Source organism: Caldithrix sp. (genome assembly GCF_056497305.1).
In genome coordinates, this window is the sequence record NZ_JBSMDE010000025.1 from 1 (window position 1) to 6,580 (window position 6,580).

Sequence of the window (6,580 nt, forward strand, 5' to 3'; positions counted from 1 at the left end):
GGCCTGGAAGTGGACGTCATCACGCCCCACTATCAGAAATATTACACCGATCAGGGGAGAACGCCGCCGGCGGATATTTACAATCCCATTCCGCAATATTTTTTAACCGTACCTAAAGGAACGGAGTTTTTGTTTATGTTCCGTTTATTGGAAGATACCGATAGCGATCTGGAGAGCAAATTAACGGCGCTGATCAAAGACGCCGGGGAAAATTACGGCTTTGGGGCCAAAACAGCCACCGGCTATGGTTATTTTAAAGCATGAGGGGAGAAATGGAAACGCAAAAAAACAGCGACGAAATACAACAACTTAAGAAGGAACTCGAACAAGAAGAACTTCAATTAAAAATTCTGAAAATACGATGGGAGAAAGAGAAGTACATAACAGAAAAAGATCAGCCATTGAAAAACCATCAGGAACAACTCAAAAACGAAGAGATTAAATACAAGATAAATCAATTGAAGTACGGAAATATACGAAAATGGATTTTGGCTATTGCTTGTATTGCAGCCGCTCTGTTACCAGCAGGTTTATTACTATTCTGGAAGCCTGCTTTGTTTCAAAACAATTACGATATGGAGAAAATAATAGATGTAACATTGCAAATAAATATTATTTGGGCTAATGTTATTTTACTGGGGTTCAAAACGATTATTATTCTATTTTCTTTGTTTGTTATCTATAAAATTTTATTTCATTTATTTGAAAAGATTTAACACAATAAAAGTTTATTAATTTCTGCTAAAATTAAATCTTTACCCACATTAATCACACTAGAGCTTTTTAGAAAAAGCCATACGAATGTTTTCAGGAATTCGTAATTTATTGAACCATATTCGGTTTTCATCAAAAGCCCCAAAATAGGCATTAAAAGTTCGAAAATATTATCTTGATATTTTGGCTTACAACTCCCCCCCCTACATCACTTCCAGATCAAACTCTTCAACCAATTTGCGCAATAGGGGTGATTTGGCCTGGATTTGTTGCATGATCTCATCTTTAGTCAAAGCTTTTTCTTCCTGAGCGCTGTTTTTTGAGGCCAGGTGTTCTATCTTCATATCCAGGCGAATAGTGGTTTGAAAATAACTGGATAGATGATTCTCAAGCCAGTAGCGACTACCCTGAATAATATTCCCTCCATTGCCCAAACTTAGCTCCAATTTATTGTCCGCAAAACGCACAAAACTGGATTTCTGTAAAACCGAAGCGATGGATGGGCGATCCTGGGCAATCTGTTGGACAAAACCAGACCAACGTTCCTGAATCTGCTTCAAATCAAGCACAGGTTCAGCCTGCTCTGTAGTGTTGTAAGGGGTTGTCTGATCGCGAGCTATGGTGTCAGTTGCTTTTTTTTTTAGTAGATTCAAGTTGTCCAGAATTTGCTCAATTTGCGCTGTACGGGGCATACGGGCCAGTTTGATCAGCCCTAACTCAAACTTCAATTGTGGTTGCTGACTACTTTTAACGGCATTAATCGTTTCGCCGAGACTCTTTAAATAACCGATCAAATCATTTTCAGAAATTTCCTGAGCCAGGTTTTGTAACTTCTCCAGATAAACCTCGCTGGTGTCAAGCAGCTGACTGGAACCGGTGGCCTTTAAAACCAGAATATTCCGAAAGTGTTCTTCCAGCCCCAGTAAAAATTCATTGAGATCATAGCCCGTTTGGAAAATTCGATCGGCTGTTAAAATGATATTTTTTACATCGCCATTACGGATAAAATCGGTCAGAGTGAAAAATTCATCCTGGTGAATCACGCCCAGGGCCTGGATAACATGTTCAAAAGTGATCGTATTCCCGGCGAACGAGATCAGCTGATCGAGAATACTTTGAGAATCGCGCATGGAGCCATCAGCCTTTTTGGCGATTTGCAGCAAAGCGTCATCATCGATGGTAATGTTTTCCGCCTGACAAATTTTCTTCAAATGTTCCATGATGGTTTTTACGGGCATACGCCGAAAATCAAAACGCTGGCATCTGGAAAGAATGGTAGGAGGGACGCGATGAATTTCCGTAGTGGCAAAAATGAAAATCACGTGTTCGGGCGGTTCCTCCAGAGTTTTTAACAGCGCATTAAAGGCTTCCTTGGTCAGCATGTGCACTTCGTCGATGATGTAAACGCGATATTTCCCCATGGAAGGGGCAAATCGGATTTTTTCGCGCAAATTGCGAATTTCATCAATACCCCGATTCGAAGCGCCGTCAATCTCATAAACGTCCAGAGCATTGCCCTGTGTAATAGCCTGACAGGAGGGACAGCTATTACAGGGATGGGGAGTTGGGCCTTTTTCGCAATTTACCGCCTTAGCTAGAATACGGGCCGTAGTGGTTTTACCTACGCCACGCGGTCCGGAAAAAATGTAAGCATGAGCAATCCGCCCATTGGAGATGGCATTGGCTAATGTTTTGGAAACATGTTCCTGTCCGATGACTTCTTCAAAGGTCTGAGGACGATATCTGCGTGCTATTACAACGTAAGACATGTTTTAACCGATTTTAAAATAAACGATTTCTTGAAAAATTGCCAGGTGACCCGCGGCACATAGGATTAGCACTTACCGCTGCTTCCTTCCGGACCTGACGGGGTTCGGTGCCGCCCTATTGCGCGGGACCTGGCAAAGCAGAGCTATGCGGAGTCGAACCGCAAAACTGATTCAAAAATCAGGCCACCAGGCTGAGCTCTATATTTTTTTAAAAACTTAATTTAGTTAGTTTACATGATATTGTCAAGCTACGGTTAGTAGCAAAAAACAGATTTCCCATCTGTCAAGAAAACATCTCTCAAAAGATCAAAACAGCAGAGCTGCAACCTTTAAAAAGCAGCAAAGGTTACAAAGAATTAATTTTTAATCAATTAATGCTTTTTTGTGCCATCGTGGCTTTGCTGATTTGGATGTTGGTTTCAGGCTTTCTTCTATTGGTCAATAGCTGGCAAGCGGTCCGTAAATGGCTTTTCTTTCATTGGTTCAAAACAGAATTTTATCCATTTTTAAAAAGGGAGAAAGGAAATTTAAAAAAAATCCAAATTTTGCTTGACTTTATGGTAAAGATAAAATAAATTTGCGTCCACTCAAGTTGCGCCTGTAGCTCAATTGGATAGAGCGTTGGATTCCGGTTCCAAAGGTTGGGGGTTCGAGCCCCTCCAGGCGCACCATGAAATTGAAAAATTACAATACCGGATGGAATGGTTGGGCAATTCAAAAATCAAAATTTGCCACCAGAATGAAGTTGTACGCATCCTGTACAATCCTTACTAATAGAATTCATCAGAAATAAAAATAGGAGACTGTAAAAGAAGTCATGGCTGAAAAAATTACACCAAGAAACGTTGATTATTCGCGCTGGTACACGGATGTGATTCTGCAAGCCAAATTAGCCGATTATTCTCCGGTTAAAGGGGCTATGGTCATTCGACCCAATGGTTACGCCATCTGGGAAATGATTCAGCAAAATTTAGATCGCATGTTTAAAGAAACCGGGCACGAAAATGCCTATTTCCCGTTATTGATTCCTGAAAGTTTTATGCATCGCGAAGCAGAGCATGTGGAAGGCTTTTCACCGGAATGTGCCGTGGTGACGATCGGTGGCGGCGAACAGTTGGAAGAACCGCTTTACATACGTCCCACTTCAGAGACGATTATCTGGAGTATGTACAAAAAATGGATTATGAGTTATCGCGATTTACCGATCCTAATTAATCAGTGGGCTAATGTTCTGCGCTGGGAATTGCGTACACGGCTTTTCCTGCGCACCTCTGAATTTTTGTGGCAGGAAGGGCACACAGCTCATGCCACCTATGAAGAGGCGGAAGAAGAAACCAGATTGATTTTGAATATTTATAAAACTTTTGTGGAGGAGTTCCTGGCTATTCCGGTGATCGCCGGTAAAAAGTCCGATGCAGAAAAGTTTGCCGGGGCTTTGCACACCTATTCCATCGAAGCCATGATGCAGGATAAAAAGGCCTTGCAGGCGGGTACTTCCCACAATTTGGGACAGAATTTTGCCAAAGCCTTTGATGTTAAATTCCAGGACAAGGACGGGCAACTGCAATATGTCTGGGCCACTTCCTGGGGCGTCAGTACACGTTTAATCGGCGCGCTGATAATGACCCACGGGGATGATAACGGAGTTGTAATTCCGCCTAAAGTTGCCCAGAAGCAGATCGTTATTGTGCCCATCTGGCGGGGCGAAGAGGAGAAGAAGCAGGTTCTGGCTTATGCCAGTGAGGTGCGCACTGAATTAAGTAAAGCATATCGTGTTATTGTGGATGATCGGGAACAATTTAAACCCGGTTACAAATTTGCGGAGTGGGAGCTGCAGGGCATTCCTCTGCGTCTGGAAATTGGTCCCCGCGACGTTGCTAAAAATGGCATGGTCATGGTGCGCCGGGATACCCTGAAAAAGGAATTTGTGGCAAAAGAAGGCCTGCTGCAAACCGTTCGACAGACACTGGATTTAATGCAAAAAGAAATGCTGGAAAAAGCGCGGCGCTTTCAACAGGAAAATACCCATAGTGTAGATGATTACGCCACATTCCAGAAAATTATTGAAAGCGAGGGCGGTTTTCTGAATAGTCATTGGTGCGGCGATGCAGAGTGTGAAGCGAAAATTAAAGCCGATACCAAAGCTACCATCCGTAATATTCCTTTTGACCGCCGGCGCGAAAAAGGCCAATGCATCGTTTGCGGTAAAGAATCCGAAGGCCGGGTCATCTTTGCCAAGGCCTATTAAATCAGAAATGTTTGCATTTTGGCTGTTCATGCCTTATGATACATAATGGACAGGCAATCGTTTAACGAACACGCATGATCAAAGGCCAGAAAAGCAGCGATGGCTGCACAGGACGAAACTTTTAAATCAGGTGGTCGTTACTCATTTGAGGTCGATTAAAAGAAGAAGAAGTTATGTACGATAGTGGTTCATATTACCGTTTCCGGTCGGGCGGCATGTTGCCTCCGGCTGTAAAAAATTTGATGTTTGCCAATGGAATCGTCTGGTTAATTATGGTTTTGAATGGCAGCCTGCGCTATTTTTTGCTGGATCAATTTGCCCTCAACCGCATTGATGTTTTCTATCATTTCAAAATCTGGCAATTGGCAACATACATGTTTTTGCATGATCCATCGGGATTCATGCATGTATTTTTCAATATGCTCTTTTTATGGATGTTTGGCGCCGAACTGGAAAATGAATGGGGAACCAGGGAATTTTTAAAATACTACTTTATTACCGGGATTGGCGCCGGGATTCTGAACATTATCTTATCGGCCAGTCCGACCATTGGCGCTTCAGGAGCCGTGTACGGAATTATGCTGGCTTACGCTTTACGCTATCCGGATCGCTATATTTACATTTATTTTTTGTTTCCGGTCAAGATAAAATATTTTATGACCTTTTTGTTTTTAGTGGCCTTCTTCTCAACGTTTGGATCGTACGGTGATGGCATTGCCCATGCAGCCCATCTGGGAGGTATTGTAATCGGTTATGTGTATTTAAAGTATTGGTATCTGTTCTACAAATTGAAAGCCTATTTTAAACAAATGAATCTTTCCAGGAAAAAAGACGGGATGAAATATTATCCTGGGGGTAAAGGGAGCGAAGCCGAAAAAATCGAATATTACCGTAAGGTGATCGATGAGTTGCTGGATAAAATCAATCGCGTGGGATATCTGAATTTAACCGAAGAAGAAAAACAACTTCTGGAAGAAGGTAGTAATTACCTTCGGGAACATGACAAAGAAAATTATCATTAGATAAATACTTTCTTTTATCGAAGGAGGTGAACCTATGAGTTATCATGAGAATCTTACATGTGGCTGCAGTGATTGTCACTACAATCATGATTCTCTGTGTTACAAAGAATCGATTACCCTGGATTTGAATGGAACCTGTGAAGACATGGTGACTTGTGAAGATTTTGATTGTCAGGACTGCGAGTTTTTTGATTTTTGCGAAAAGGATAAGAAGTACAACTCCACTGCCTTCACGTCTAATGAAGATTATTACAATGAAGATGAATATTAATTAAGCATCCCGTTCTCATAATAGCAAAAAATCCGTCCTCCGGGCGGATTTTTTTGTTTGTGCGCCCGCCATATTTTAGTTTGTTTTTGATTTGATCGAATATTATTTTGTTTAAAAAGAAATATTAATGGTTGATTCTTTTAACCTTATTCTTTGTTATTGAGGAATGTATGGTGGGTTACCAGACGCCCGAGCAAAAAGCCAGAGAAAATATCGATATATTACTGAAAAAGTGCGGATGGTCGATTCAGGACAGGGACAAAATTAATTTTGCAGAGTCAACCGGTATTGCAGTCAGAGAATATCGAACAGCTCACGGCCCGGCCGATTATGTTTTATTTGTCAATAGTAAATCAATTGGTATTATAGAAGCCAAACGTGAAGAAGAGGGGCATCGCCTTACGGTGCATGAAGAACAGGCAGAATTTTACGCTAAAAGCAAATTAAAATATGTGGACAATGATCCACTACCTTTTGTTTATGAGAGCACCGGCGAAGTTACACGTTTTACGGACCTCCGCGATCCCAGGCCTCGCTCCCGGCCGGTTTTTGCCTT

7 protein-coding genes, 1 tRNA gene and 1 other RNA gene are annotated in these 6,580 nt (G+C 41.8%); 7 read left to right on the forward strand and 2 right to left on the reverse strand.

Going from position 1 to position 6,580, the window contains the following annotated elements:
• Nucleotides 1–264 (forward strand): type III-B CRISPR module RAMP protein Cmr6 (gene cmr6 / locus ACWB0I_RS02325; protein WP_479386422.1); only part of this gene is annotated, 264 nt, incomplete at its 5' end.
• Nucleotides 265–272: 8 nt separating this feature from the next.
• Nucleotides 273–716, forward strand: a complete 444-nt coding sequence (locus ACWB0I_RS02330) for a hypothetical protein (protein ID WP_479386423.1) — start codon at nt 273–275, stop codon at nt 714–716.
• A 201-nt stretch (nt 717–917) separates the two neighbouring features.
• On the opposite strand, the gene dnaX is transcribed toward ACWB0I_RS02330, so the two are convergent.
• Together dnaX and ffs are read right to left on the reverse strand one after the other, a co-directional pair.
• Nucleotides 918–2,483: a DNA polymerase III subunit gamma/tau gene (dnaX, locus tag ACWB0I_RS02335; RefSeq protein WP_479386424.1), complete on the reverse strand. Its 1,566-nt coding sequence runs from the start codon at nt 2,481–2,483 to the stop codon at nt 918–920.
• Between the two features lie 36 nt (nt 2,484–2,519).
• Nucleotides 2,520–2,618, reverse strand: an RNA gene (ffs, locus tag ACWB0I_RS02340) — signal recognition particle sRNA small type.
• Nucleotides 2,619–3,077: 459 nt separating this feature from the next.
• On the opposite strand from ffs, the gene ACWB0I_RS02345 reads away from it, so the two are divergent.
• The 5 genes from ACWB0I_RS02345 to ACWB0I_RS02365 all read left to right on the forward strand — a co-directional run.
• Nucleotides 3,078–3,154 (forward strand) — tRNA-Arg (locus ACWB0I_RS02345).
• A 146-nt stretch (nt 3,155–3,300) separates the two neighbouring features.
• Nucleotides 3,301–4,731: a proline--tRNA ligase gene (gene proS / locus ACWB0I_RS02350; RefSeq protein ID WP_479386425.1), complete on the forward strand. Its 1,431-nt coding sequence runs from the start codon at nt 3,301–3,303 to the stop codon at nt 4,729–4,731.
• A 173-nt stretch (nt 4,732–4,904) separates the two neighbouring features.
• A complete protein-coding gene (locus ACWB0I_RS02355; RefSeq protein WP_479386426.1) occupies nt 4,905–5,753 on the forward strand; it encodes a rhomboid family intramembrane serine protease in 849 nt (282 codons plus the stop codon).
• A 34-nt stretch (nt 5,754–5,787) separates the two neighbouring features.
• On the forward strand, nt 5,788–6,024 hold the full coding sequence (locus tag ACWB0I_RS02360; protein ID WP_479386427.1) for a hypothetical protein: 237 nt from the start codon (nt 5,788–5,790) through the stop codon (nt 6,022–6,024).
• Between the two features lie 173 nt (nt 6,025–6,197).
• A partial coding sequence (locus ACWB0I_RS02365) for a type I restriction endonuclease (RefSeq protein WP_479386428.1) occupies nt 6,198–6,580 on the forward strand: 383 nt, incomplete at its 3' end.